The sequence below is a fragment of the Actinomadura macrotermitis genome, assembly GCF_009604375.1.
Classification (GTDB): domain Bacteria; phylum Actinomycetota; class Actinomycetes; order Streptosporangiales; family Streptosporangiaceae; genus Spirillospora; species Spirillospora macrotermitis.
In genome coordinates this window covers 809151-834681 of sequence record NZ_WEGH01000004.1, presented here as the reverse complement: position 1 = coordinate 834681, position 25531 = coordinate 809151, and the positions used below count along the sequence as shown (strand labels likewise).

The 25531-nt window shown below is 72.3% G+C and carries 21 protein-coding genes; 13 read left to right on the top strand and 8 right to left on the bottom strand.

Annotated elements, in window-relative coordinates:
* The first annotated feature begins 6 nt into the window (after positions 1-6).
* Positions 7-1218, top strand: a complete 1212-nt coding sequence (locus ACRB68_RS32450; protein ID WP_153539151.1) for a pyridoxal phosphate-dependent aminotransferase — start codon at positions 7-9, stop codon at positions 1216-1218.
* Here the strand turns inward: ACRB68_RS32450 and ACRB68_RS32445 are convergent.
* The gene (locus ACRB68_RS32445) at positions 1215-3320 is read right to left on the bottom strand and encodes an ATP-dependent DNA helicase (protein ID WP_328595054.1); all 2106 of its coding nucleotides are present in this window, start codon (positions 3318-3320) and stop codon (positions 1215-1217) included. The two genes, ACRB68_RS32450 and ACRB68_RS32445, sit on opposite strands and share 4 nt — an antisense overlap.
* A 90-nt stretch (positions 3321-3410) precedes the next feature.
* Positions 3411-3932, bottom strand: coding sequence for a MarR family winged helix-turn-helix transcriptional regulator (locus ACRB68_RS32440; RefSeq protein ID WP_153539149.1), 522 nt, complete (start codon positions 3930-3932; stop codon positions 3411-3413).
* Positions 3933-4050: 118 nt separating this feature from the next.
* On the opposite strand from ACRB68_RS32440, the gene ACRB68_RS32435 reads away from it, so the two are divergent.
* Positions 4051-4926: an NAD-dependent epimerase/dehydratase family protein gene (locus ACRB68_RS32435; RefSeq protein WP_207709891.1), complete on the top strand. Its 876-nt coding sequence runs from the start codon at positions 4051-4053 to the stop codon at positions 4924-4926.
* A 21-nt stretch (positions 4927-4947) separates the two neighbouring features.
* The gene (locus ACRB68_RS40665) at positions 4948-5376 is read left to right on the top strand and encodes an SgcJ/EcaC family oxidoreductase (RefSeq protein ID WP_207709890.1); all 429 of its coding nucleotides are present in this window, start codon (positions 4948-4950) and stop codon (positions 5374-5376) included.
* A 96-nt stretch (positions 5377-5472) separates the two neighbouring features.
* Here the strand turns inward: ACRB68_RS40665 and ACRB68_RS32430 are convergent, their stop codons facing one another.
* On the bottom strand, positions 5473-6987 hold the full coding sequence (locus tag ACRB68_RS32430; RefSeq protein ID WP_207709889.1) for an APC family permease: 1515 nt from the start codon (positions 6985-6987) through the stop codon (positions 5473-5475).
* Between the two features lie 211 nt (positions 6988-7198).
* On the opposite strand from ACRB68_RS32430, the gene ACRB68_RS32425 reads away from it, so the two are divergent.
* Together ACRB68_RS32425 and ACRB68_RS32420 are read left to right on the top strand one after the other, a co-directional pair.
* Positions 7199-8905 (top strand): PucR family transcriptional regulator, encoded by a 1707-nt coding sequence (locus ACRB68_RS32425; protein ID WP_153539147.1) that lies wholly within the window; start codon positions 7199-7201, stop codon positions 8903-8905.
* Positions 8902-9927 (top strand): DUF4192 domain-containing protein, encoded by a 1026-nt coding sequence (locus tag ACRB68_RS32420; protein ID WP_153539145.1) that lies wholly within the window; start codon positions 8902-8904, stop codon positions 9925-9927. The genes ACRB68_RS32425 and ACRB68_RS32420 overlap by 4 nt, the downstream gene beginning before the upstream one ends.
* A gap of 711 nt (positions 9928-10638) precedes the next feature.
* Here the strand turns inward: ACRB68_RS32420 and ACRB68_RS32415 are convergent.
* Positions 10639-11013: a hypothetical protein gene (locus tag ACRB68_RS32415; RefSeq protein WP_153539143.1), complete on the bottom strand. Its 375-nt coding sequence runs from the start codon at positions 11011-11013 to the stop codon at positions 10639-10641.
* Between the two features lie 173 nt (positions 11014-11186).
* Here ACRB68_RS32415 and ACRB68_RS32410 point away from each other — a divergent pair, with 173 nt between their 5' ends.
* On the top strand, positions 11187-11960 hold the full coding sequence (locus tag ACRB68_RS32410; RefSeq protein WP_235960449.1) for a polysaccharide deacetylase family protein: 774 nt from the start codon (positions 11187-11189) through the stop codon (positions 11958-11960).
* Between the two features lie 75 nt (positions 11961-12035).
* Positions 12036-12545: a DUF1707 and DUF4870 domain-containing protein gene (locus ACRB68_RS32405; RefSeq protein WP_153539141.1), complete on the top strand. Its 510-nt coding sequence runs from the start codon at positions 12036-12038 to the stop codon at positions 12543-12545.
* On the opposite strand, the gene ACRB68_RS32400 is transcribed toward ACRB68_RS32405, so the two are convergent.
* Positions 12538-13077 carry a pyridoxamine 5'-phosphate oxidase family protein gene (locus ACRB68_RS32400; protein ID WP_153539139.1) on the bottom strand — a complete coding sequence of 180 codons (540 nt, stop codon included), beginning with the start codon at positions 13075-13077 and terminating at the stop codon, positions 12538-12540. The genes ACRB68_RS32405 and ACRB68_RS32400 overlap by 8 nt on opposite strands.
* A 94-nt stretch (positions 13078-13171) precedes the next feature.
* Between ACRB68_RS32400 and ACRB68_RS32395 the strand changes: the two genes are divergently transcribed.
* On the top strand, positions 13172-14539 hold the full coding sequence (locus ACRB68_RS32395) for an FAD-binding oxidoreductase (protein WP_153539137.1): 1368 nt from the start codon (positions 13172-13174) through the stop codon (positions 14537-14539).
* A gap of 88 nt (positions 14540-14627) precedes the next feature.
* Positions 14628-15893 (top strand): class I SAM-dependent methyltransferase, encoded by a 1266-nt coding sequence (locus ACRB68_RS32390; protein ID WP_153539135.1) that lies wholly within the window; start codon positions 14628-14630, stop codon positions 15891-15893.
* A gap of 55 nt (positions 15894-15948) precedes the next feature.
* Here the strand turns inward: ACRB68_RS32390 and ACRB68_RS32385 are convergent, their stop codons facing one another.
* The gene (locus tag ACRB68_RS32385; protein WP_153539133.1) at positions 15949-16656 is read right to left on the bottom strand and encodes a hypothetical protein; all 708 of its coding nucleotides are present in this window, start codon (positions 16654-16656) and stop codon (positions 15949-15951) included.
* A 306-nt stretch (positions 16657-16962) separates the two neighbouring features.
* On the opposite strand from ACRB68_RS32385, the gene ACRB68_RS32380 reads away from it, so the two are divergent.
* The gene (locus ACRB68_RS32380) at positions 16963-18510 is read left to right on the top strand and encodes a GMC family oxidoreductase (protein WP_153539131.1); all 1548 of its coding nucleotides are present in this window, start codon (positions 16963-16965) and stop codon (positions 18508-18510) included.
* A gap of 29 nt (positions 18511-18539) precedes the next feature.
* Here the strand turns inward: ACRB68_RS32380 and ACRB68_RS32375 are convergent, their stop codons facing one another.
* Positions 18540-19913, bottom strand: coding sequence for an aspartate aminotransferase family protein (locus ACRB68_RS32375; RefSeq protein WP_153539129.1), 1374 nt, complete (start codon positions 19911-19913; stop codon positions 18540-18542).
* A gap of 161 nt (positions 19914-20074) precedes the next feature.
* Here ACRB68_RS32375 and ACRB68_RS32370 point away from each other — a divergent pair, with 161 nt between their 5' ends.
* Positions 20075-20950, top strand: a complete 876-nt coding sequence (locus ACRB68_RS32370; protein ID WP_153539128.1) for an alpha/beta fold hydrolase — start codon at positions 20075-20077, stop codon at positions 20948-20950.
* A gap of 52 nt (positions 20951-21002) precedes the next feature.
* Entirely contained in the window at positions 21003-21137 is a 135-nt protein-coding gene (locus ACRB68_RS42230; protein ID WP_268890502.1) for a hypothetical protein, read from the top strand.
* Here ACRB68_RS42230 and ACRB68_RS32365 read toward each other — a convergent pair.
* Positions 21134-22678: a long-chain-fatty-acid--CoA ligase gene (locus ACRB68_RS32365; RefSeq protein WP_153539126.1), complete on the bottom strand. Its 1545-nt coding sequence runs from the start codon at positions 22676-22678 to the stop codon at positions 21134-21136. The two genes, ACRB68_RS42230 and ACRB68_RS32365, sit on opposite strands and share 4 nt — an antisense overlap.
* A 337-nt stretch (positions 22679-23015) precedes the next feature.
* Here ACRB68_RS32365 and leuS point away from each other — a divergent pair, with 337 nt between their 5' ends.
* Positions 23016-25484: a leucine--tRNA ligase gene (gene leuS / locus ACRB68_RS32360; RefSeq protein WP_328595052.1), complete on the top strand. Its 2469-nt coding sequence runs from the start codon at positions 23016-23018 to the stop codon at positions 25482-25484.
* Positions 25485-25531: the final 47 nt, after the last annotated feature.

Sequence of the window (25531 nt, the reverse complement as noted above, 5' to 3'; positions counted from 1 at the left end):
GTGTCCATGCAGGTCACCCAGTCGGGCAAGCTCACCAACGTCTGTTACGACATCCGCGGGCCGGTGCTGAAGCGCGCCAGGCAGCTGGAGGAGGCCGGGCACCGCATCCTCAAGCTGCACATCGGCAACCCCGCCCCGTTCGGCTTCGAGGCGCCGCCCGAGCTGCTCCAGGACATGATCCGCAATCTGCCGGACGCGCACGGCTACAGCGACTCCAAGGGCATCCTGCCCGCGCGGCGCGCCGTCGTGCAGCGCTACCAGGACCAGGGCATCGCCGGGGTGGACGTGGAGGACGTCTACCTCGGCAACGGCGTGTCCGAGCTGATCGTGATGACGCTGCAGGCGCTGCTGAACGACGGCGACCAGGTGCTGATCCCGGCGCCGGACTACCCGCTGTGGACGGCGGCCGCGTCGCTGTGCGGCGGCACCCCGGTGCACTACCTGTGCGACGAGCAGAACGGCTGGCAGCCCTCGGTCGAGGACATCGAGGCCAAGATCACCGAGCGCACCCGGGCGCTGGTGATCATCAACCCGAACAACCCGACCGGCGCCGTCTACTCGCGCCCGGTGCTGGAGCGGCTGGTCGAGGTCGCCCGCCGGCACGGCCTGCTGATCTTCGCCGACGAGATCTACGACCGGATCCTGTACGACGAGGCCGCGCACACCTCGATCGCCTCGCTCGCCCCCGACCTGCTCTGCCTCACCTTCGGCGGGCTGTCCAAGAACTACCGCGTCGCGGGCTTCCGGTCCGGCTGGGTCGTGCTGTCGGGGCCGAAGGAGCACGCCGAGTCCTACATCGAGGGCCTGGACATCCTGGCCAACATGCGGCTCTGCCCGAACGTCCCCGGCCAGCACGCCATCCAGGCGGCGCTCGGCGGCCACCAGAGCATCGACGAGCTGGTGCTGCCGACGGGCCGGCTCGGCGAGCAGCGCGACCGCGCCGCCAAGCTGCTCAACGACCTGCCCGGCGTGAGCTGCGTGCGGCCGCAGGGCGCGCTGTACGTCTTCCCCCGGCTCGACCCGCAGATGTACCCGATCGTGGACGACGCCCGGTTCGCGCTCGACCTGCTGGAGCAGCAGAACATCCTGGTCGTGCAGGGGACGGGCTTCAACTGGCCCGCCCACGACCACTTCCGCGTCGTCACCCTGCAGTACGCCGACGAGCTGGAGGAGGCCATCGGCCGCATCGGCGACTTCCTGGAGACGATCCGCCGCTAGCCCTTCCCGCCCGCCGCCTCGTCCAGGCGGCGCAGCGCGCCCCGCACGACCTGCGGGTCGGTGGTGGCCCAGAACGGCGGCAGCGAGTTCTTCAGGAAGCCGCCGTAGCGGGCCGTCGCCAGCCGCGGGTCGAGGACCGCGACCACGCCCCGGTCGTCCATCGACCGCAGCAGGCGGCCCGCGCCCTGCGCGAGCAGCAGCGCGGCGTGCGTGGCGGCGACCGCCATGAAGCCGTTGCCGCCGTGCGCCGCGACCGCGCGCTGGCGCGCCGACTGGACCGGGTCGTCGGGGCGCGGGAACGGGATGCGGTCCATGATGACCAGCTGCAGCGACGGGCCCGGCACGTCCACGCCCTGCCAGAGCGACAGCGTGCCGAACAGCGACGTGCGCTCCTCCTCGGCGAACTGCTTGACCAGCAGCGAGGTGGAGTCCTCGCCCTGGCAGAGCAGCGGGTGCGTCAGGTGGCCGGCCAGCTCGTCGGCGGCCTGGCGGGCCGCGCGCATCGAGGAGAACAGCCCGAGCGTGCGGCCGCCCGCCGCCTCGATCAGCTCGGTGATCTCGGTCAGGTAGGCGTCGGAGAGGCCGTCGCGGCCCGGCGCGGGCAGATGCCGGGCGACGTACAGGATGCCCGCCTTCGGGTGGTCGAACGGCGAGCCGACGTCCAGGCCCGTCCAGACCAGCTTGTCGTCGGTGGAGTCGTCCTTGGTCGCGGTGTGCGCGAGGCCCTCGGCGGCGGCCTTGGCGTCGCGCGGCGCGGCCTGCTCCAGCGACGGCAGGCCCCACTGGCGGGCGAGCGGCTCGAACGAGCCGCCGAGCGTCAGCGTCGCCGACGTCAGGATGGCGGTGCGCTGCTCGAACAGCGTGGTGCGCAGCAGGCCGCCGACGCCGATCGGCGCGACGTACAGCGTCGGCGGGCGCTTCGGCCGGCCCTCGGGCGCGAACGGCTGGTCGACCCAGACGACGTCGAAGCGCGCGGAGATCTCGGGCTTGAACGACTCCAGCGTCCGCCCGGCGGTGTCGTGCAGCTCCTCCAGCGCGGACCGGGCGGCCTTGCGGGCGCCGGCGTCGGCGGGGTCCTGGTCCTTGTTCTCCGGCCCGATCGCGGTGAGGCAGGCGTGCGCGGCGTCGCGGACGACGGCCAGGGTGGTGCCGAGCGCGGGCGGCAGCACGTCCATCCGCCCGGCGGGGGCGTCCTCCAGCAGGGCGCCGAGCGCCTCGCCGGCCTCGGTCAGCCGGGCCGCGACGCCTTCTTCCACCAGCCGCCCGCAGCGCCGCGCGGCGGCCTCCACGCCCGGCCCCGACAGGTCGCCGGTCGCGACGGAGGTGACCCGGTCGACCAGCTCGTGCGCCTCGTCCACGATCACCACGTCGTGCTCGGGCAGGACCTGGAACTCCTCCAGCGCGTCGATCGCCAGCAGCGCGTGGTTGGTGACGACGATGTGCGCCTCGCCGGCCTCGGCGCGGGCCAGCTCGGCGAAGCACTCGGTGCCCTGCGGGCAGCGCGCCGCGCCGAGGCACTCGCGGGCGGTCACCGCGACCTGCCGCCACGCCTGCTCGCCCACCCCGGGGACGAGCTCGTCGCGGTCGCCGGTGGTGGTCTCCTCGGCCCACTCGTTCAGCCGCTTGACCTGGCGGCCGAGCGTGGACAGCTGCTGCGGGTCGAACAGGCCGGGGCCGTCCTCGGGGTCCTCGGGCGCGCCGGTCTGCACCCGGTGCAGGCACAGGTAGTTGCGGCGGCCCTTCAGGATCGCGAACTTCAGCTCCCGGCCGAGCAGCGGGCGCAGCGCCTCGGCGAGCCGGGGCAGGTCGCGGTCGACCAGCTGGCGCTGCAGCGCGATCGTCGCGGTGGACACGACCACGGTGGTGTTCTTGCGCATCGCGTGCCGGATCGCCGGGATCAGGTAGGCCAGCGACTTGCCGGTGCCGGTCCCGGCCTGGGCGGCGACGTGCTCGCCGGTCTCGATCGCGTGCGCGACGGCCTCGGCCATCCGGACCTGGCCGGGGCGCTCGGCGCCGCCGATCGCCGCTACGGCGGCGGCGAGCAGGGGGCCGATGTCGGGAATCGCGGTAGCGCTGTCGTTCAGCAGTTCAGGGGCGGGCACGTCGCCCAACGCTACCGGCCGCGCGGCGCGCGCGTGCCCGGGCCGGGCGAGCCGGGGCGCGCCGCGCGTAGATCATTCGAGCCGCCGGGCTCAGCGGTCCGGTTCCGCGCGCCCGGTGTCGCCGAGGGAGACCAGCAGGCGGCGCAGCAGGTCCGTGAGCTGTTCGCGGTCGGCCGCGGACAGGCCCTCCAGGAGCCGCCGCTCGTTGGCGAGGTGGTGGCCGAGCGCGTCGTCGACCAGGCGCATCCCCCGCTCGGTCAGGGAGACCAGCACGCGGCGGCGGTGCGCCGGGTCCACCGCGCGGTCGACCAGGCCCTTGTCCACCAGCCGGTCGACCCGGTTGGTGAGGGCGGCCGAGCTCACCATCGACGCGGTGCTGAGCTCGCCGGCGGTCAGCGTGTGCGGCGGGCCCGAGCGCAGCAGGGTGGCCAGGACGTCGAACTCCCACGGCTCCAGCCCGTGCCGCGCGAACTCCTCCTTGACCCCCCGCTCCAGCAGCCGCGACGCCCGCGACAGGCGCCCGACGACGCCCATCGGGGAGCAGTCCAGGCCGGGCCTGACCGTCTGCCACTGCTGAAGGATCATGTCCACGCCGTCCTCGGTGCCGTCCATCCGCATCCCTTCGCCGTGCCGATGCGCCCACTCTAACTCTTCGACGTCGAAGTGTTTGACGTTTGCTGGATCTTGTGGTTAAAGTTTCGACATCGAAGTTTTTGATGGAGGTTTGATCATGCGTACTCTTCTCATCGGCGCCGCCGGCTACCTGGGCACGGCCGCCGCCGAGGCACTGACCGCCGCCGGGCACGAGGTCGTGGAGCTGGCCCGTCCCGGGACCGAGGGTCCCGCGGGCGGCCGCGAGCGCCGCACCGGCGACCTGGCCGACCCCGCCTCGCTCACCGCGGCGGTCACTCCCGACATCGACGCGGTGATCCACCTGGCGACGCCCCTCGGCGACGCGGACGCCGACGCGGCGGCCGTCGAGGCGCTGCTCGCGCCGCTGCGCGGCACCGGCCGGGCGTTCGTCTACACCAGCGGCATCTGGGTCCTCGGCGCCACCGGGGACGCGACCGCCGACGAGGAGTCGCCGACCGACCCGCTCCCGATCGTCGGCTACCGGCCGGGCATCGAGCGCCAGGTGCTCGCCGCCGCCGAGGACGGCGTGCGCGCCGCCGTGATCCGCCCCGGCATCGCGCACGGGCGCGGCGGCGGCATCCCCGCCCTGCTGGTCGAGCTGGCCCGCAAGAACGGCGCGCCGCGCGTCGTCGGGAACCTGGCGGTGCGCTGGCCGTCGGTCCACGCCGACGACCTCGCCGAGCTGTTCGTCGCGGTCGCGGAGCGCGCGCCCGCCGGCACGCTGTGGCACGGCGTGGCCGAGTCCGCCGTCCCCGTCCGGGACCTCGCCGCCGCCGCGGGCGAGGCGGCCGGCGTCTCCGGCGAGCCGGAGGTCTGGCCGCTGGAGGAGGCCCGCGCCGAACTCGGCGAGCTGTTCGCCGACGCGCTCGCGCTCGACCAGTCCGTCAGCGGCGCCGCGGCCCGCGACCGGCTGGGGTGGCGCCCCTCCCGCGCCGGCGCCGTCGCCGACGTGCGCACCGGCTCCTACCGCTGAACCCCGGAAGGTGGGGACATCATGAGCATCGAGGTCTTCGGAGCCGACGGCGACCGGCAGGCCGACGTCGAGGCGATCACCGCCCTGGTCGCCAAGGTCCAGCACGCCCAGCAGAACGAGCTGCCCGGCGCGTTCATGGAGCTGTTCAGCAGGCGGGACCCGGTGTGGACCACCGGCCACGGCATGCGCCTGTCGGGCTGGGACACCATCTCCGAGTTCACCCACAAGGTGCTGCCGGGGGCGATGAAGGAGGGGACGGCCACCTACGAGGTGGTGCGCGTCCTGTTTGTCCGCCCCGACGTGGCGGCCGTGAACGTCCACCAGCGGCCGGTCGGCCCCGGCGGTGAGCCGCGGCCCGGCCTGCCCGAGGGCCGTCCCTTCTACATCCTGGCGAAGGAGGGCGGCGAGTGGAAGATCGCCGCGGCCCAGAACACACAGGTCGTGGGGTAAGGATCCACCCGCGCCAGAGGTGTCTGGAACGTGCGGGCGCACGTCCGGGCGGGGCCGGGCCGCAGATGGCGGCCCGGCCTCGCCGCTTCGTTCGGGTCAGGACTCGACGGCGGCCTGGACGGGCTCCCGCTCCTGGGCGTCCTCCAGGATCATGCGTCCCATCACCTCGTAGCGGTGCGGATGCCGGGCCCTCATGTACAGGGCGAAGGCGACGCCGGCGGCGAAGACCCCGCCGACGATCCACGGGATCAGCGTGAACACCAGGGACTTGCTGGCCGCGCCGGCGGCGAAGGACAGGTTGTCCACCAGCAGCCAGATCGCGGTGAGCATGCCGAGGCCGCCGAGCAGCGGCGCGGCGAGCGTGGCGAACCAGGGCCGCTCCTGCGGGGGCCGGCGCCGGAAGTAGGCGATCACCGCGAACGAGCAGAGCGTCTGCACGATCAGCAGGGCGAGCGTGCCGAGGATCGCCATCAGGCCGTACAGGTCGGTGTAGGGGTCCTTGCCGCTCACCGCGAAGGCCAGCACGATGGCCGTCGCGATCACGGTCTGCGCGAAGGACGCGACGAAAGGCGAGCCGTGCCGGGGATGGGTCCGCCCGAGCGCGCGGTGGATGAACCCCTCACGCCCGATCGCGTACAGGTACCGCGAGGCGCACTGGTGGAACGCCATGCCGCAGGCGAACGCGCTGGTGCACATCAGCCACTCGAACACGCTCACCGACCAGTGCCCGACGTAGTGGTCCAGCGGGCCGGTGAACAGCCGCAGCGGCTCGGGGGAGCCCGCCGTCCGCACCGACTCGGCGAACCCGTTGCCGGAGATGGTCATCCAGGTGACGAACGTGTACAGCGTGCCGAGCCCGATCACGGCGAACAGGGTCGCGCGGGGGATGACCCGCTTGGGGTTGCGGGACTCCTCGCCGTACATCGCGGTGGACTCGAACCCGATCCACGACCAGAAGCAGAAGAACAGCCCGATCCCCGCGGACGGGCCGGAGAACGCCTCGACCGGGTCGAGCGACTTGACGGCCAGGCCGTCCGGGCCGCCCCCGTGCACGAGGACCGACCCGGCGAGGATCAGCAGGATGCTCACCTCGCCCACCAGGAACACCCCGAGGATCTTGGCCGCGATGTCGATGTCGAAGTACGACAGCACCGCGGTGACCGCGAGCATCCCGAGGGCGTAGGCCTCCCACGGCCCGTCCCACCCGAGCTGCGCGGCCACGGCGGTCTTGGCGAAGTAGGCGAAGATGCCGACGATGGACGCCTCGAACACCATGTAGGCGAGCACGGCGAGCAGCCCGGAGGCCATGCCGGCGACCCGGCCGAGGCCGTAGGAGACATAGCCATAGAAGGCGCCCGCGGCGGTGATGTACCGGGCCATCGCGACATAGCCGATGGTGAAGACGGTGAGCACGAGCGTGACGAGCAGGAACCCGGCGGGCGCGCCGATCCCGTCGCCGCCGATGACATAGGGCATGTTGCCGGCCATCGCGGTGACCGGGGCGGCGGTGGCCAGCGCCATGAACACCACGCCGATCACCCCGACCGAGTCGGGCTTCAGCCGGTCCGGGCGGGCGGGGGCCGGCCTTTCGGGCGGCGGGAGAACGGACAACTGCGCACCTCCGCAATGAGGGGATCGCTTGATCGCGGCCACGGTGAGCCGCTGGCCGTCAGCATCAGGCCGGGGGACGGGCCGGACAAGCGGCAGACCGTCGATATGTGGGCGCGGAGCTGGACGCAGTGTCGTTGCATCGGGCGATGACGGCCGGAATTGACCATCTCGTAACATGCGGCGGCGCGGTCGGCCGGTACATTTCGCCGCCATGGAAGGTTCGCTGGTGACGGGCCCGCCGGCGGAGATCTCCGTCCGCGACGCCCTGGAGCTCCCGGCGCTCCGCCACGGGCTGCCCGAGGTGGTGGCCGGGGCGGACGGCCTGGACCGGCCCATCCGGTGGGTGCACGCCGGCGAGGTCCCCAACATGGCCCAGCTGCTGCGCGGCGGCGAGCTGTTGCTCACCACCGGGATGGGCGTCGGCACCCGCCGCGCCGAGCAGCGGCGCTTCGTCGGCGAGCTGGCCGACCGCGGCATCGCCGCGCTCGTGGTCGAGCTCGGGGTGCGCTTCCCCGTCCTGCCCGACGCGCTGGTCGACGCGGCCCGCGGGCGGGGGCTGCCGCTGGTCCAGCTGCACCGGCAGGTCCCGTTCGTCGCGGTCACCGAGGCCGTCCACACCGCGATCGTCAACGGCCACTACCGGCTGCTGCGCAGCGCCGAGGAGATAGCGCGCCGGTTCTCCGAGGCGCTGCTGGCGGGCGAGGGCGTCCCCGCGGTGCTCCGGCTCCTGGCCGGCCACACGGGCAATCCGGTGGTGGTGGAGAACGCCGAGGGCCGGGTCCTGGCCTACGCGGGCGGCGCGGACCACGACCGGCCCGAGCCGTCCAGCTCCGCGCTGGCCGTCTGGGAGGCGGCGGCCCGGCGGGCGTGCGGACCGGCGCTGCGGATCCCGGTCCCGATGGGGTCGCCGGACCGGCTCGGGCACCTGGTGGTCGTCCCCGTCGACTCGGCGCTGACCCCGCTGCACCGGATCGTGGCCGACCGGGCCGCCTCGCTGATCGCCCTGGCGATGCTGCGCTCCCGGCAGGAGGAGGAGCTGGCCGCGCACGGCCACAGCGACTTCCTGGACGACCTGGCGTCCGGCCGGATCCCCGCGGACGAGGCCGCCGGACGGGCCAGGGTCCTCGGCTTCGCCGCCCGCGCGCTGCTGGTCCCCGCGGTGGTCCGGCTGCCGCCGGACGACGGCCTGGTGGCCGGGGACCCGCGCCCGGGCGGCGCGCCCTGGCGCACGGCCGGCCGGGCGATCGGCGCGGAGCTGGCCGGGCTCGGGCTGCCGGTGATGGTCGGCAGCAGCCCGCCGGCGGGGCGGCTGCTCGTCCTGGCGGGCGTGCCCGACCGCGGCCGGCGGACGGCGACCGCCGACCGGATCGCGGCCGCCGCGCAGGCCGGCGCCGCCCGCGCGGGCCTCACCGGCCGCCCGCTCGTGATCGTCGGCCAGGTGCAGACCTGGGCGACGGCCGCCGCCGGGCTGCGGCACGCCGCCGAGGTGGCCGTGGCGGCCGCCGGGCTGGCGCCCCGGCCCTGGCACGACGCGCGCACGCTCGACGTGGAGCTGCTGCTCTGGCTGCAGCGCGAGCACGGGAGCCTGGCGGGGTTCGTCCGCCGCAACCTCGGCCCGCTGCTCGGGCCGGCCCACCGGCAGGCGCTGGGCACCCTGGAGGCCTACTGCCGGCACGGCGGCCGCAAGGCCGAGGCCGCGCGCGAGCTCCAGATCAACCGGCAGACGCTCTACGCCCGGCTGGCCCGCATCAGGCGGCTGCTCGACGTCGACCTGGCCGACCACGAGGCGATCCTGACCCTGAGCCTGGCCCTGCGCGCCCGCCGCCACCTGCCGCAGGAGGGCGGCGACCCGGGGTTATCCACAGGTGACCGGAGCGCTGGCACCGGCCCGGCCCGCCCGCAAGGCTGGGAGGCATGAAACCGCTGGAGATCCGCACTCCCGAGGACGCCATCGCGGCCGTCCCCTACATGCTCGGCTTCCACCCCTCCGACAGCATCGTCTGCGTCGGCTTCGACGGGCCCGAAAGCACCTGCGCCATCCGCCAGGACCTGCCGCGGACCGACTGCCGCGCGGCCGAGGTCCTGGCCGGGAACGGCTTCCGCCGGGCCCTCCTGCTCGGCTACGGCCCCGCCGCCGAGGTGGCCGAGGCCGCCGGGCGGCTGCACACCGCGCTGACGGAGGCGGGCCTGCAGGTGCTCGACATGCTGCACGTCACCGGCGGCCGCTGGCGCTCCCTCGCCTGCGCCGACCAGGACTGCTGCCCGCCCGAGGGCAGGCGCTACGACAGCTCCGCGTCCCGGGTGGCCGCCGAGGCCACCCTCGCCGGCCACGTGGCGCTGGCCGGGCGGGCCGAGCTCGCCCGCACCATCGCCCCGCTGGAGGGGCCGGCCCGCGCCGCCATGCGCCGGGCCACGGCCCGCGCCGAGGCCCGCTACTTCGGCCTCGGCCGCGGGTTCCGCTCGCGCGCCGACCGCGAGGGCAGGGAACTGGTCGCCGGGCTGCTCGACCGCGCCCGCTCGGGGGCCGGCCCCCCGGACGACGACGAGGTCGCCTGGCTGGGGGTGCTGCTGACCGGCGTCCGCGTCCGCGACGAGGCATGGGTGCGCATCGACGAGGACGACCCGGCCGCCGACATCGCCTTCTGGCGTGACTTCCTGCGCCGCGTCGAGGACCGCTACGCCGCGCCGCCCGCCACCCTGCTCGCCTTCGCCGCCTACGCGGCGGGCGACGGCGCCCTGGCCAACGTGGTCCTGGACCGCGCTCTGGAGGCGGACCCGGCCTACTCGGCGGCCATCGTGATCCGTGACCTCATCAACGCCGGCATCCCGCCCGGCAAGGCCCGCATCCGGATGACCCCGGAGGACCTGGCCGCCGTCTACGCCGACGACGAGCAGCCCACCTCCCACAGCCCTCCGCCCGAAACCCGCCGGGCAAGCTGACCCGGCACAGAACCCTGCCCGCACACGGCACCCTGACGCCAAGCCGCGACCTTCCACCAGCCGAGGGCCGCCCACGCGAGGTGGTGACCTGCCCCGCGCGGCGCGGTGCTCTGCACACACGCGGTGCCCGCCTGCAGAGCCGGGCACTCCATCTGCGTGGACTCCTGTCCGCGCGAGGTGGTGTCCTGCCCTGTGTGGCCGTGGTGCTCTGCCTGCACGCGGTGCCCTGATGTCATGACGCGGCATCCCATCTGCCGAGGGCTGTCCGTGCGAGGTGGTGTCTTGCCTTGTGCGGCGCGGTGTTCTGCCTGCACGCGGTGCCCTGATGTCATGACGCGGCATCCCATCTGCCGAGGGCTGTCCGTGCGAGGTGGTGTCTTGCCTTGTGCGGCGCGGTGTTCTGCCTGCACGCGGTGCTCTGTCTGCACGCGGTGCTCTGTCTGCAGGGTGGGGCACTCCATCTGCGTGGGTTCTTGTCCGCGCGAGGTGGTGTCCTGCCTCGTTTAGCGCGGTGTTCTGCACGCACGCGGTTCCCTGCTTGCAGGACGCGGCACTCCGCCTGCATGGGGCCCGGTCCGCGTGAGGTGGTGACTTGCCTTGTGTGGCGCTGCACGCGGTGCTTGTCTGCAGGGCGGGGCGCTCCGCCTGTGTGGGTTCTGTGCGCGCGAGTGGTGCTCTGCTGCGCCGGGGGTGTGTCGGGGCGGTGACGGGTCAGGAGGAGACGGCTTCGCCGGGGGTGCCGGGGTCCAGGCGGCGGCGGTCGCGGTTGCGCTCGTTCCAGGCGCGCATGCGGGGCGGGTAGCCGACGATCTGCACGTCGTAGGCCGGCAGGCCGCGGTCGCGGGCGACCTTGGCGATCACCTTGGGGGAGCCGACGCGGCGGCGGATCCACTCGCCGTCGTGGGCGACCGCGACCGCGGTGGTGTCGGTGGCGAAGGTCTCGGGCTCGATGAAGAACTCCACGCCGCGGCGGGCCTCCGCGAAGGCGATGAGGGCCTCGATGTCGGCGTCGGTGGCCTCGCGGTCCAGCTTGGTGACCGTGGCGCCACGGTGCCTGCGGATGCCGAAACGGTCGCGGAACCTCATCGGATGTCCCGTCCTGTCTGCCGCTCCGGAACGGCTCCGGAGTCAGGAAGGCGAGTTATGACAATAACGATCTATCGGGCGGGGCGGGTTCCCGACACGGATGTTCATGCCATGAACGGAGGACGTCCAGTACCTACACTGGCGGGCTTACCCGACTGCGCGAGGGGGCGTTCATGCAGGGTGCGGCGCGGCGGGCCGCCTGGGTGGTGATCGCTCTGGTGGGCTGCGGCTGGCTGAGCGCGCTGCCTTCCAGGACGGCGGACGACCGGGCGCCGATGACGGCCGGGATCCTGGCCCGGCCGGTGGCACAGGAGCGTCCGGTGCCGCGGGTCGACTGCGCGCGGGCCCGGTGCGTCGCGCTGACCTTCGACGACGGGCCGGCGGGCGGCACCGCCGGGCTGCTCGCCATCCTGGCCGGGCGCGGGGTCAAGGCGACCTTCTTCGTGGTGGGGCGCAACGTGGCGGAGCGGCCCGACCTGGTGCGGCAGGAGGCGGCCGCCGGCCACGAGGTCGGCGACCACGGCTACACGCACGCCGACCTCGGCAAGGCGTCCGCGGCGAAGATCGACCAGGAGCTGACGCGGACCCAGGAGGTGATCCGGCAGGCCACCGGGACCACGCCGGTGCTGATGCGGCCGCCCTACGGCTCGACGGGCCGCGCGCTGACCGAGGCGGTCAAGCGGCGGGGCATGGCCCAGATCATGTGGACCGTGGACCCGGTCGACTGGAAGGTCCGCGACACCCGGGCGGTCGAGCGGCGCATCCTGGACCAGGCGCGCCCCGGCTCCATCCTGCTGGTCCACGACATCCACCCGACGTCGGTCGCCGCGGTGCCCGCCATCATCGACGGGCTGCGCCGCAAGGGCTACGTCTTCGCCACCGTCTCGGAGCTGATCGGCCGGCCCCTCGTCCCGGGGAGGAGGTACGACCGGCGGCCCTCCCCCTGACGGGCGGGGGAAGTCAGGGACGGCTCAGGGACTTCCCCGATGGCGGTGGCGCGTCCCGGCGCCGACCATGAAGTCATGAACAGCCAAGCGACGGGCCATCTGCGCGTCTCGGACGCAGAACGCGAACCGGTCATCGAGCGTCTCCAGACCGCCTACGCCGAGGGGCGGCTGGACCACGACGAGTTCGACATGCGGACCCACCTGGCCATGACGGCCAAGACCCGCGACGAGCTCGCCGTCGTGCTGCGCGACCTGGCGCCGCCGGCGAAGGGCATGGTCCCTGCGGGGGCCGAGACGGGGGAGGACCGCGTGCTCGCCGCCCTCGCGCACGGGCTGGCGATCCCCACCGTGTTCGTGGGCCCGCTGGTGCTGATGCTGGTCAGCGGGAAGCGCTCGCCGTACGTGCGGCGGCACGCCGCCGAGGCGGTGAACTTCCAGCTCACCCTGCTGCTCGTCACGATCGTGACGTTCGGGATCGGCGGCGTGGTGTACGCGGTGGCCTGGATCGCCTCCGCCGTCGCGGCGATCATGGCGCTGGCCGGGGCCGACTTCCGCTACCCGTGGACGCTGCGGCCCGTCAAGTGAGCGCGGGCAGCCCGTCGATGCTGGTGGCGTTCTTCTTGGCCCGGTAGGCCTCCAGCTGCTCGGGCGACTTGCGGCCGGCCCAGTCCTTCAGCATGTCGCGGTCGCCGGCGACCTCCATGTAGGGGACGCCGTAGCCGCACGAGTCCGAGACCCGCTCGACCGCGATCGTGATGACGGCGCGGGTGCCGGGCGTCTCGGGGAAGAGGCCGACCAGTTCCGGCCAGGACGGCTCGCCGGGCAGCACGACCGTGCCCGTCCCGTGCAGCCGCACGATGTTGGGCGTGCGGCCGAACGAGCAGAACATGACGGTGATCCGGCCGTTCTCGCGCAGGTGCGCGATCGTCTCCGCGCCCGAGCCGGTCAGGTCCAGGTAGGCGACGGTGTGGTCGTCGATGACGGCGAAGGTGCCCGCGTACCCCTTCGGGGAGACGTTGACATGGCCCTCCGCCGGGGCGGTCGCGACGAAGTACATAGGCTGGTCGGCGATGAACGCGCGGAGCCGCTCGTCGATCCGTTCGTGCACTTTGCCCATGACTTTTATTCCCCTCGCTGCCTGTGACGACGCTCTCGCCCGTTTATGTGGAACATACATGGGATGATCGGTTTACTGTCACGGGGAGGGACGCATGACGGAGCTTCTGGTCAACGATGATCATCAGCGGGCGGTGTCCGCGCTGCGCAGGTCGTACGAGGCGATCCCGGCGGGCACACCGGTCCGGCTGGCGAAGAAGACCTCCAACCTGTTCCGGTGGCGCGATCCGTCGCAGGCCCCGGGCCTGGACGTGTCCGGCTTCGACAAGGTGCTGAGCGTCGATCCGGAGACGCGCACCGCGCAGGTGCAGGGCATGACCACCTACGAGGACCTGGTCGACGCGACCCTGCCGCACGGGCTGATGCCGACGGTGGTGCCGCAGCTGAAGACGATCACGCTCGGCGGGGCGGTCACCGGCCTCGGCATCGAGTCGACGTCGTTCCGGCTCGGCCTGCCGCACGAGGCCGTGCTGGAGATGGAGGTGCTGACCGGCGCCGGTGAGATCGTCGTCGCCACCAAGGACAACGAGCACAGCGACCTGTTCCACGGCTTCCCCAATTCTTACGGGACGCTCGGCTACAGCCTGCGGCTGAAGATCGGGCTCATCGAGGTCAAGCCGTACGTGAAGGTGCGGCACCTGCGGTTCGCGAGCGCGGCCGAGCTGACGGCGGCGATGGCCGAGATCACCGAGGCGGGCGAGTACGACGGCGAGACCGTCGACTTCATGGACGGCACCGTCTTCGGCGCGGACGAGCAGTACATCACGCTCGGCTTCTTCACCGACTCGGCGCCCTACACCTCCGACTACACCGGCCAGCGGATCTACTACCGCTCGATCCAGCAGCGGTCGGTGGACTTCCTGACGGTCCGCGACTACATCTGGCGCTGGGACACCGACTGGTTCTGGTGCTCGGGCGCGTTCGGCGTGCAGAACCCGCTGGTGCGCCGGGTGTGGCCGGACAAGGCCAAGCGGTCGGACGTCTACCGCAAGCTCGTCGCCTACGACCGGCGCTACCAGGTCATCGCCCGGATCGAGCGCTGGAAGGGCCTGCGCCCCCGCGAGGACGTCATCCAGGACATCGAGGTGCCCATCGAGCGGCTGCCCGAGTTCCTGGAGTTCTTCCACGACAAGGTGGGGATGAAGCCGGTCTGGCTGTGCCCGCTGCGCGCGCGCGAGGGCTGGCCCCTGTACCCGCTGGAGCCGGGCCGCACCTACGTGAACGTCGGTTTCTGGGGCACGGTGCGCCTGCCTCCGGGCCAGATTCCCGAGTACCACAACCGCTTGATCGAGCGCAAGGTCGCCGCTCTTGAAGGCCACAAATCCCTCTACTCGACGGCTTTTTACAGCCGGGACGAGTTCTGGCGCTACTACGACGGGGAGACCTACCAGCGGCTGAAGGAAGCCTACGACCCCGCGAAACGGCTGCTGGATCTCTACGACAAGTGCGTGCGCGGGCGCTGAGGCGTCCGAGGCATCGGGGGGAGGGCCCCGGGACCGGGGCCATGATGCCGTCGCCCCTGCACGGGGGCGGAGAGACAGGAGGAACAAGATGACGCTGGCCAGGGTCTTCGAGCGGCTCGCCGGGGCTGGGGCGCCAGTGGAGTTCGCGGCGTACGACGGGTCGCGGGCCGGGGTGCCGGGCGCCGGCATCCGGTTCGACGTGCGTTCGCCCTACGCGGTGTCGTACCTGGTGCACTCGCCGGGTGCGCTCGGCCTCGCCCGCGCCTACGTCACCGGCATGATCGACGTGAGCGGCGACATGTACACCGCCCTGTCGACCATGCAGCAGGTGCTGGGGGAGGTCGGCCCGCGCGACAAGATGAAGATCGTCGGTGCGGTGGCCCGCGACCCGCTGCTGCGCGGCGCGATCTCGCGGCGGCTGGACCCGCCGCCGCAGGAGGCGCCGTTCAGCCGGCTGCCGTCGTGGCTGCGGCACTCCAAGCGCCGCGACGCCAAGGCGATCTCCCACCACTACGACGTCTCCAACACCTTCTACGAGTGGGTGCTCGGCCCGTCCATGGCCTACACCTGCGCCTGTTATCCCAGCGAGCACGCGACGCTGGAGGAGGCGCAGTACCACAAGTTCGACCTGGTGGCCCGCAAGCTCGGCCTGAAGCCGGGCATGCGGCTGCTGGACGTCGGCTGCGGCTGGGGCGGCATGGTCATGCACGCCGCGAAGGAGTACGGCGTGAAGGCCCTCGGCGTCACGCTGTCCAAGCAGCAGGCCGAGTGGGCGCAGAAGGCCATCGCCGACCGGGGGCTGAGCGACCTGGCCGAGGTGCGGCACCTGGACTACCGGGACGTCACCGAGACCGGGTTCGACGCCGTCAGCTCGATCGGCCTCACCGAGCACATCGGCAAGGCGAACCTGCCCGGCTACTTCTCCTTCCTGTACGGGAAGCTGAAGCCGCACGGGCGGATGCTCAACCACACCATCACCCGCCCCGACAACATCGCCCCGGCGATCAAGCAGGACGGGTTCATCAACCGGTACGTGTTCCCCGACGGCGAGCTGGAGGGCCCCGGGTACGTCCAGTCGCAGATGAACGACGCCGGCTTCGAGATCCGGCACCAGGAGAACCTGCGCGAGCACTACGCCCGCACGCTCCGGGGATGGTGCCGCAACCTGGACGAGCACTGGGACGAGGCCGTCGCCGAGGTCGGCGAGGGCACCGCCCGGGTCTGGAAGGTCTACATGGCCGGCTGCGTCCTCGGCTTCGAGCAGAACTGGATCCAGCTGCACCAGACGCTCGGCGTCAAGACCGACGAGCAGGGCCGCTCGGACATGCCGCTGCGTCCCGACTGGGGCGTCTGAGCGGTATCGGGTGAACGGGCCGGCCGGGGGTCTTCCCCGGCCGGCCCGCCGCGCGTCAGAGCATGCGCGTGGTGTCGGCGATGCGGTCGGTGTCGGCGGGCATGTCGCCCTGCTTGGCGGTGACGGTCACCGTGCAGGACCGCCCGCCTGAGTTGACCATGTACTGGCGGCCGGTCAGCACCCCGAGCTGGGAGTTCAGCTCGTAGGAGGTCTTGACACCGGGCACCCCGGCGACGAGGGTGTCGGTGACCTGGACGTTCCTGGCGCCGATCTTGGTGAGGCCCAGCCGGACGCTGGCCTTCAGCTGGTCCAGCGAGCCGGTCGCCGACGGCGAGCAGAGGCCGTTCACCGAGGTGGCGTAGCCCTTGGCGGCCGACTCGGTCTCGATGGCGAACACGGCCTTCTGCTGCTGGAGCTGCTGCAGGCTCTGCCGCATCGTCGCCGCGCTGGGGCCCTTCAGGCCGAGCTTGTCCAGCCCCTCCTCCAGGTTGCCCTGGGTCAGGTGGATCTCGGTCCAGCCCTCCGGGACGGCGAACGACAGCCCGTTGTCGGGGCCGCCGATGGTCTTCCAGCCGGGCGGTGTCGAGGCGGCGCTGGTGGGCCGGCCGGTGGCGGTGGAGCCGGCGGCGGGGGAGTCGGTGCCGGAGACGCCCGCGGAGACCTGCGTCGTCGGGCCCTCGCCTGCCGGGTCCTTGTCGTTTCCGCCGAGGCAGCCCGTGAGGGTGAGCGTGGCGCTCGCGCCCACGACGGCCACAGCGATCATCCGGCGATTCATCGGCGCCCCTTGTTCAGTTGCTTCGAACCTGCCAAAAGAAGATGTCCGAACCGGGGGAATGGTTCGCCGTCTCCGCTTGTGACCTGCATCACTTCGTTGGGCCGGGGTGATGCTGGACACTTTTTCGCCCAGTGTCCAGTGGACTCTGTGCTGGTCCGTGACCTGGACCCCGTTTCCGGTGGTCCGGCGCTCCATCGGAACGGAGAGTGAGAACATGGACGCGGGCGGCATGCAGTGATATTCCAGTCCCGTCAGGGTCGCCGACAGTGCGGCCCCACGTCACCGGGAGCCCCCATGGAATTCGACTACGTCGTCGTCGGCGCCGGCTCGGCGGGCGCCGCCGTCGCGGCGCGCCTCGCCGAGGACACCTCGGTGCGGGTCGCGCTGCTGGAGGCCGGGGGCCCGGACGCCAAGCAGGAGATCCACATCCCGGCCGCGTTCCCCAAGCTGTTCAAGACCGAGTACGACTGGGACTACAGCACCGTCAAGCAGGACGGGCTCGGCGGCCGTGAGCTGTACTGGCCGCGCGGCAGGACGCTCGGCGGGTCGTCCTCCCTGAACGCCATGATGTGGGTGCGCGGCCACCGCGCCGACTACGACGGCTGGGACCTGCCCGGCTGGTCCTACGACGAGGTGCTGCCCTACTTCAAGCGCCTGGAGGGCCGCGTCGGCAGCAACGAGGGCGCCGTCTACGGCACCGACGGACCGCAGACGGTCTCCGAGCAGCGCAGCCCGAACGTGACGACCCGGGCGTTCCTGGCGGCCTGCGAAGCGGCCGGGCTGACCCGGCTGCCCGAGCTGAACGGGCCGTCCAACGAGGGCTTCGCGCCGACCCCGGTCAGCCAGCGGCGCGGCCGCCGCTGGAGCACCGCCGACGCCTACCTGCGGCCGGCCCGCAAGCGCCCCAACCTGACCGTGCTCACCGGCGCGCACGTGTCGCGCGTGGTGATCGAGGACGGCCGCGCCACCGGCGTGGAGTACGACGGCAAGCGGGTCGGCGCGCGGCGCGAGGTCGTGCTGTGCGCGGGGGCGATCGGCTCCCCGCAGCTGCTGATGCTGTCGGGCGTCGGCGACCCCGGGCACCTGCGCGAGATCGGCGTCGAGCCCGTCGTGGAGAGCCCGGCGGTCGGCCGGCACCTGCGCGACCACCTGTCGGTCGCGGTGCTGCGGCACTGCCCGCGCCCGGTCACCCTCACCGGTGCCGACAGCCCCGCGAACATCGCCCGCTACCTGCTCGCGCGGCGCGGGCCGCTCACCTCCAACGTCGGCGAGGCGGCCGCGTTCATCAAGAGCGACCCGGCGCTGCCCGCCCCCGACCTGGAACTGATCTTCGCGCCGGTGCCGTTCACGAACCACGGGCTGACGGCGCCGGCCGAGCACGGCGTCACCGTCGGCGTGGTGCTGCTGCGCCCCGAGTCGGCCGGCCGCATCACCCTCGCCTCCGCCGACCCGGCGGCCGCGCCGGCGATCGACCCGGGCTACCTGACCGAGGAGGCCGACCTGCGCCGGCTGGTGCACGGCGTCCGCTTCGCCGAGGAGATCCTCGGCACCGCGCCGCTGAAGGGGTACGCGGCCGGGCCGCTCGCGCCGTACCCGGGCGCGGACGACGACGAGGCCCTCGCCGCCTACGTCCGGGCGCACTCCGAGACCCTCTACCACCCGACCGGCACCTGCCGGATGGGCACCGGCGACGACGCCGTCGTGGACCCCGAGCTGCGGGTGCGCGGCGTCGAGGGGCTGCGGGTGGCGGACGCGTCGGTGCTGCCGGAGATCATCCGCGGCCACACCAACGCGCCCGCCATCATGGTCGGCGAGAAGGCCGCCGACCTGCTGCGCGGCTGAACCCGGGGGCGTGCCCCCGTGGGCACGCCCTACAGGCGGGCCCAGGCCTCGGTGAGCACCGAGCGCAGGATCTGCTCCATCTCCACGAAGTGCGACTCGTCGCAGATCAGCGGCGGCGCGAGCTGGACGACGGGGTCGCCGCGGTCGTCGGCCCGGCAGTACAGCCCGGCCTCGTAGAGGGCCTTGTCCAGGAAGCCGCGGAGCAGCCGCTCGGACTCGTCGGCGTTGAAGGTCTCGCGCGTGGCCTGGTCCTTGACCAGCTCGATGCCGTAGAAGAAGCCGTCGCCGCGCACGTCGCCGACGATCGGCAGGTCGCGCAGCTTGTCCAGGGTCGCGCGGAACACCGGCTCGTTGCGGCGGACGTGGCCGAGCAGGTCCTCGCGCTCGAACAGGTCCAGGTTGGCGAGCGCGACCGCCGACGACACCGGGTGGCCGCCGAAGGTGTAGCCGTGCGCGAACATCGTGTCGCCGTGCCTGAACGGCTCGAACAGCCGGTCGGCGACCATCATGCCGCCGAGCGGGGAGTAGCCGGAGGTGACGCCCTTGGCGAAGGTGATGATGTCGGGCACGTAGTCGAACTTCTGCGAGCCGAACATCGTGCCGAGCCGGCCGAACGCGCAGATGACCTCGTCGGAGACCAGCAGCACGTCGTGCCGGTCGCAGATCTCGCGGACCCGCTGGAAGTAGCCGGGCGGCGGCGGGAAGCAGCCGCCGGCGTTCTGCACCGGCTCCAGGAACACCGCCGCGACGGTGTCGGGGCCCTCGAACTCGATGGCCTCCTCGATCCGGTCGGCGGCCCAGCGGCCGAACGCCTCGGGGTCGTCGCCGTGCGCGGCGGCGCGGTAGATGTTGGTGTTGGGCACCCGGAAGCCGCTCGGCACGAGCGGCTCGAAGGGGGCCTTCAGCCCCGGCAGCCCGGTGATCGACAGCGCGCCGTGCGGGGTGCCGTGGTAGGCGACCGCGCGGCTGATCACCTTGTGCTTGGTCGGCTTGCCGACGAGCTTGTAGTACTGCTTGGCCAGCTTCCAGGCGCTCTCCACCGCCTCGCCGCCGCCCGAGGTGAAGAACACCCGGTTCAGGTCGCCCGGCGCGTGGTGCGCGAGCCGCTCGGCGAGCTCGATGGCCTTCGGGTGGGCGTAGGACCACAGCGGGAAGAAGGCCAGCTCGGCGGCCTGCTTGGCGGCGGCCTGCGCCAGCTCCTCCCGGCCGTGCCCGGCCTGGACGGTGAACAGCCCGGCCAGGCCGTCCAGGTACCGCTTGCCCGCGGTGTCGTAGACGTAGGGGCCGTCGCCGCGGACGATCGTCGGGATCTCGCCGCCGTCCTGGTACCCCGAGTGGCGGGCGAAGTGCAGCCACAGGTGGTCCCGGGCGGCGGACTGCTGATGGGCTGTCTGCTCCGTCATCACGCTTCCTCAGTATACGAGCGATCCAGTCGTCCTGATGCTAGATGACTGCGGAATCCGATGTAAACACATACCGATACAGCGATATCCGAAGATCTGGTGAAGCTTCTCACCTCTGCGGCGTCAGGATAGGGTCACCTGCGGGCCACGAAGGGACGGGCATGGACGCCATCAGGCAGGGCACGGTCAAGGCGAACGGGCTGGACTTCGGCTACCTGGAGGCGGGCCCGGACGACGGGCCGCTCGCCCTCTGCCTGCACGGATTCCCCGATTCGGCGCACACCTGGCGGCACCTGCTGCCCGAGCTGGCCGCCGCCGGATACCGGGCCGTCGCGCCCTTCAGCCGCGGCTACGCGCCGACGGGCGTCCCCGAGGACGGCGCCTACCAGGCCGGCGCGCTCGCGGCGGACGCGAACGCGCTGCACGACGCCTTCGGCGGCGGCCCCGACGCCGTCATCATCGGGCACGACTGGGGCGCGTTCGCCACCTACGGCGCGTCCGCCCACGCCCCCGGTCGCTGGCGCAAGGCGGTCGCGATGTCGGTGCCGCCGCTCGGCGCGCTGATGGGCGCCTTCTTCACCTACGAGCAGCTGAAGCGGTCCTTCTACATCTTCGTGTTCCAGACGCCGGTCGCCGAGATGGTGCTGAACCGGGCGTTCGTCGAGTCCCTCTGGCGTGACTGGTCGCCCGGCCACGACGCCGCCGAGGACGTCGAGCACGTGATGGCCTGCCTGTCCCTGCCCGAGAACCGGGCGGCGGCGATCGGCTATTACCGCACGATGCTCGACTCCTCGCGGCACGTCGCGCGCTACGCCGCCGAGCAGGCCGCGGCGGCCACGCCCGGCGAGCGGCCCGTCCTGTACCTGCACGGCGGCGCCGACGGCTGCCTGGACGCGGCGGCGGCCGACCCGGCGGCGGTGCTCGCGCACCTGCCCGCCGGGTCGCGCGCCGAGATCGTCGACGGCGCCGGCCACTTCCTGCAGCTGGACCACCCGGCGGAGGTCAACCGGCTGATCCTGGACTGGCTGGCCGACTGACCCGCCGCCGGGGGACGGGCGCGCCGGGCTCGGGGGAGCAGCGTCAACGGCGGTGCTCTACCCCGCCGGCCCCGGCACCCGCTCCTGCGAGGCCCTGCGGCCGCTGCGGGTGATCGGCGCGCAGGACCTGGCCGTGCGAACGGCCTTTCCCGGCCGGCCGCGGGCCGGCCGGGAGGCGGCGGGCTAGCGCAGCTCGCGCTTGAGGATCTTGCCGGTGGCGGTCATCGGCAGCTCGTCGCGGAACTCCACGATGCGCGGGTACTTGTAGTTGGCGAACTGCTCCTTGCCCCACTCGACCAGCTCGGCCTCGGTGACCTCCACGCCCGGCTTGCGGATCACGTACGCCTTGATCTCCTCGCCGTGCGAGTCGTGCGGGACGCCCACCACGGCCGCGAGCGAGACGGCCGGGTGGGTCATCAGGACCTCCTCCAGCTCACGCGGGTAGACGTTGAAGCCGCCCCGGATGATCATGTCCTTGGAGCGGTCGATGATGTAGTAGTAGCCCTCGTCGTCGCGGCGGGCCACGTCACCGGTGCGGAACCAGCCGTCCTGGATGCTCGCCTCGGTCGCCTCGGGCCGCTTGTAGTAGCCCTTCATGATGTTGTGCCCGCGGATGGCGATCTCGCCGGGCCCCTCGCCCTCGATCTCCTTCCACTCGTCGTCGATCAGCTTCATCTCCACGCCCCAGACGGGCAGGCCGATCGAGCCGGGCTTGGTCGGGCGGTCCGGGCGGTTGAACGAGGCGACCGGGGAGGTCTCCGACAGGCCGTAGCCCTCCAGCACGTCGACGCCGAACTTCTCCTTGATCCCCTTCAGCACCTCCAGCGGCAGCGACGCGCCGCCCGCGACCGCGACGTTGAGGTTCTCGCGGATCGCGGCGATGTCGGCCTCGCCGGTGTCGTCGGCCAGCAGCGCCCAGTACATCGTCGGGACGCCCGCGAACACGGTGACCTTCTCGTCCACCATCAGGCGGATCGCGGCCTTGGCGTCGAAGCGCGGCTGCATGATCAGGGTGGAGCGCCGATAGAAGCCGACGTTCATCACGCACGTCTGGCCGAAGATGTGGAACAGCGGCAGCGTCACCAGCGAGACGTCGTGCGCCGTCTTGGCGAACAGGGTGTCGTCCACCATCGTGTTCATCAGCAGGTTGCCGTGCGTGAGCTCGGCGCCCTTGGGCTGGCCGGTGGTGCCGCTGGTGTAGATGATCACCGCGGTGTCGGTCGGCTCGGTCTGCGCCGTCTCGAAGGTCTTCGGCTGGTCGGCCAGCGCCGCCCAGAACAGCTCGGCGCCCTCGATCGGCGACTCGGTGGTGGCCAGGCTCGCCGGCAGCAGGAAGAAGTGCTCGCACTCCTCGGCCCGCTCGAACCCGGCGTGCCCCGACTCGCCGAGCGGCAGCTCGGGCGTGCCCTCGAAACAGAAGAACGCCTTGGCGTCGGAGTCGCCCAGGTGGTAGGCGATCTCACGCGGCTTCAGCAGCACGTTCAGCGGCACCACGACGGCGCCGGCCTTGAGCGCGCCGAAGTAGATCATCGGGAAGTACGGCAGGTTCGGCGACGCGATCGCGATCTTGTCACCGCGCTCGATGCCGCGTGCGCGCAGCAGGTTCGCCACCTGGTTGGCGACCTGGTCGATGAAGGAGTACGAGAGGCGGATGTCGCCGAAGACCACGGCGTCGCGGTCCGGGGTCTCTCGCGCGGCGTCCTCAAGAAGCACGGACAGGTTGAGCATGGCACTCCTCGCACGGGGCTTGTCACCAGGCGGTTGTTACCGACGAGTGTAGGAACGGTCACGCTCATCCTGGTACATAAGCGCTTGCCTGCGCCATCCGTGCCCACCCCCATGTTGTGGCCGGGGTGCGTCAAGCCGCGCCCGGGCCCGTTCCGGACGTGTCCGGGCGGCGCCCCCAAGGCTTGCGACTGCGCTAGTCTTGATATATGCGAGCCAGGCTGCTCCTTATCTGACCACGTCGGCGGACTGAGACGCCGGCGTGGTGGCCCCTCCTGCGCGAGGGGCACTTTCATGTCAGCAGCCCTTACGAACCTGTGAAGGACCGGAGCCAGTAACCGTGAGCAGCGACGAGCAGCAGTACGACCCGCGGGCAGTTCAGGACAAGTGGCAGGCCCGCTGGGCGGAGCTCGAGCCCTTCAAGGCGGCGGAGGGCGACGACGGCCGCGAGCGCCGCTACGCGCTGGACATGTTCCCCTACCCCTCGGGCGACCTGCACATGGGCCACGCCGAGGCGTTCGCCATCGGCGACGTCCCGGCCCGCTACTGGTTCCAGCGCGGCTACAACGTCCTGCACCCCATCGGCTGGGACTCCTTCGGCCTGCCCGCCGAGAACGCCGCGATCAAGCGCGACTCGCACCCGGCCGAGTGGACCTACGCCAACATCGAGACGCAGGCCGGCTCCTTCCACCGCTACGCGGCGTCCTTCGACTGGTCCCGGCGGCTGCACACCTCCGACCCCGAGTACTACCGCTGGACGCAGTGGCTGTTCCTGCGCTTCTACGAGCGTGGCCTGGCCTACCGCAAGGGCGGCCAGGTCAACTGGTGCCCCAACGACCAGACCGTGCTGGCCAACGAGCAGGTCGTCGGCGGCCACTGCGAGCGCTGCGGCGCGCTGGTGGAGAAGCGGGTGCTGACCCAGTGGTACTTCAAGATCACTGACTACGCGGACCGGCTGCTGGACGACATGAAGCAGCTGGAGGGCGGCTGGCCCGAGCGCGTCCTGCTGATGCAGCGCAACTGGATCGGCCGCTCCACCGGCGCCGACGTCGACTTCGTCATCGAGGGCCGCGACGAGCCGGTCACGGTGTACACCACCCGCCCCGACACCCTGTACGGCGCCACCTTCATGGTCGTGGCGGCCGACGCCGCGCTCGCCGAGGAGATCGTCGCCCCCGAGCAGCGCGCCGCGTTCGAGGCCTACCGCGACGAGGTCTCGCGGGAGAGCGAGATCGAGCGGCTGTCCACCGAGCGCGAGAAGACCGGCGTGTTCCTCGGCCGCTACGCGATCAACCCGGTGAACGGCGACCGCATCCCGATCTGGGCGTCGGACTACGTGCTGGCCGAGTACGGGCACGGCGCGATCATGGCGGTGCCCGCGCACGACCAGCGCGACCTGGACTTCGCGCTGAAGTTCGGCCTGCCGGTGCGGGTCGTGGTCGAGACCGGCGAGCCCGACCCCGCCGAGACCGGCGTCGCCACCGCCGGCGACGGCGCCATCGTCAACTCCGGCCCGATCGACGGCCTGGCCAAGGCCGACGCCATCGCCCGCATCACCGCGCTGCTGGCCGACAAGGGCCTCGGCAAGGCCGCGGTCAACTTCCGGCTGCGCGACTGGCTGGTGTCCCGGCAGCGGTTCTGGGGCTGCCCCATCCCGATCGTGCACTGCCCGGCGTGCGGCGAGGTCCCCGTCCCCGACGACCAGCTGCCGGTGACGCTGCCGGCGAACCTGCGCGGCTCGGACCTGGCGCCGAAGGGCACCTCGCCGCTCGCCGCCGCCGAGGACTGGGTCAACGTCGACTGCCCCAAGTGCGGCGGCGCCGCCAAGCGCGACTCCGACACCATGGACACCTTCGTCGACTCTTCCTGGTACTACTACCGGTACTGCTCGCCGGGCTACGAGGACGGCCCGTTCGACCCCGAGGCCGTGCGCCGGTGGATGCCGGTCGACCAGTACACCGGCGGCGTCGAGCACGCCATCCTGCACCTGCTGTACAGCCGGTTCTTCACCAAGGTCCTGTACGACATGGGCATGGTGGACTTCACCGAGCCGTTCACCCGCCTGCTGAACCAGGGGCAGGTGATCCTGAACGCCAAGGCCATGTCGAAGTCCACCGGCAACCTGGTCGACCTCGGCGAGCAGATCTCCGAGTACGGCGTGGACGTCGTCCGGCTGGCGATGCTGTTCTCGGGCCCGCCCGAGGACGACATCGACTGGGCCGACGTGTCCCCGTCCGGCATGGCCAAGTTCCTGACCCGGGTGCACCGCATCGCCACCGAGGTCGCCTCCGCGCCCGGCGCCGACCCGGCCGGCGGCGACACCGCGCTGCGGCGCGTCACCCACCGCACCATCGACGAGGCCACCGTGCTGGTCGAGGCGCACCGGTTCAACGTGGCGATCGCGCGGATCATGACGCTGGTCAACGCCGTCCGCAAGGCCATCGACTCCGGCCCCGGCGCGGGCGACCCGGCGGTCCGCGAGGCCGCCGAGACGATCACCGTGCTGCTGTCGCTGTTCGCGCCCTACACCGCCGAGGAGGCCTGGGCCGTGCTCGGCCACCAGGCCCCGGTGATCCGGGCGGGCTGGCCCGCCGCCGACCCGGCGCTGCTGGTGGAGGAGTCGGTGACCTGCGTGGTGCAGATCGCGGGCAAGGTCCGCGACCGGCTGGAGGTCTCGCCGGCCATCGAGACGGCCGAGCTGGAGCGGCAGGCCCTGTCGTCGCCGAAGGTGCAGGAGGCGCTGGGCGGGGCGGAGATCGTGAAGGTGATCGTGCGCGCCCCCAAGATCGTGAACATCGTGGTGCGGTAGCGGGTCCCGTGCGGGGGCTTCGGGCTCTGGTTGACCTCGGGTCCGGT